The sequence below is a fragment of the Hoylesella timonensis S9-PR14 genome, from assembly GCF_000762405.1.
Taxonomy (GTDB): domain Bacteria; phylum Bacteroidota; class Bacteroidia; order Bacteroidales; family Bacteroidaceae; genus Prevotella; species Prevotella timonensis_A.
This window is the reverse complement of record NZ_JRPQ01000232.1, coordinates 1-1,145: the sequence shown is the minus strand read 5'-3', so window position 1 is coordinate 1,145 and position 1,145 is coordinate 1. Positions and strand designations below refer to the sequence as shown.

Sequence of the window (1,145 nt, the reverse complement as noted above, 5' to 3'; positions counted from 1 at the left end):
GTCGGTGCTGTCCTCTACACCTTTGATTGTCAGTTTATTGACGGGCAGTCCCTCCGTATCACGCTCCACGCGCTGCTCAAAGCAAGCCAAGTCAGCCTGCGCTTCCTTGATTTTATCCGAATGGAAGGACACGGAACTCTCAATCTCCGCCAGCTTGCCCGTTGCGGCATCACGCTCACGGAGGAAATTCTTGCGCTCGGATTCCAAGGTGGTAATCTTCTTGTCAAGCCTCGCTTTTTCCAAAAGGTCGGTGTTGCCTGAAAGTACTGCTACATATTCTGAGAAGTTCATACCACTGTCCTCGTCCATCGAACCCTCATCAATGGTACGGCTACCCAAGGTGTTTGTTTTTAGCTGGTTGATAAAGAGCTGTTTGTTGTGCAACAGATTGAACTTATAGCTATCCAAGGAACGCTCTACGGCATAGATGATGACATCGACCTTGTTGTCCGCAAACTCCTTGGCGACAAGATTTCCCTTTCGGATGGCACGCCCATTGCGCTGCTCCAAGTCCGAAGGTCGCCAAGGCGTGTCCAAATGATGGATAGCCACAGCTCGTTGCTGGGCATTGACTCCAGTTCCCAACATAGAGGTAGAACCGAAGATAATGCGAATGTCACCACGATTCATCGCATCTACCATCGCTTTCTTTGCTTTCTCGTTCTTGCACTCCTGAATAAAACGTATCTCGTATGCCGGGATATGGTAGTCCTCTACCAATTTTCTCTTGATTTCCGAATAAACATTGAAGTCTCCACCGGGCTTGTAAGTACCCAAGTCAGAGAAAACGAACTGCGTCCCTTTCTGTGCATCATACTTTTGGTAATAGTCATTGAGCATCTTGGCACAGTGACTTGCCTTGTTGTCGATATGGTCTGAGTACCCATTTTCATCAATCATGCGTAAATCAAGGCTCATCTTGCGGGCATAATCGGTAGTCAAGAATTAGGGGAAACAGAGGGAAATGTAGGGAATGTAACTATTTGAAATATCATCATTTAGCATTTTTATACCATTATCGAGTTAGGCGAAAGGAAGCATCAAACGGCAGGAGTTCCGTTACCAAATCGTAACCCACCCGTGAAAAAGCAAAAAGGGGTTACGAATTGAAGGTAAACAACTGTGTCATAGGTTTTTATTCTTCA

The 1,145-nt window shown here is 46.2% G+C and carries 1 pseudogene; it reads right to left on the bottom strand.

Annotation, left to right across the window (positions count from 1 at the left end):
• Window positions 1-942, bottom strand: a pseudogene (locus HMPREF9304_RS12100) (helicase-related protein); the annotation flags it as partial.
• Window positions 943-1,145: the final 203 nt, after the last annotated feature.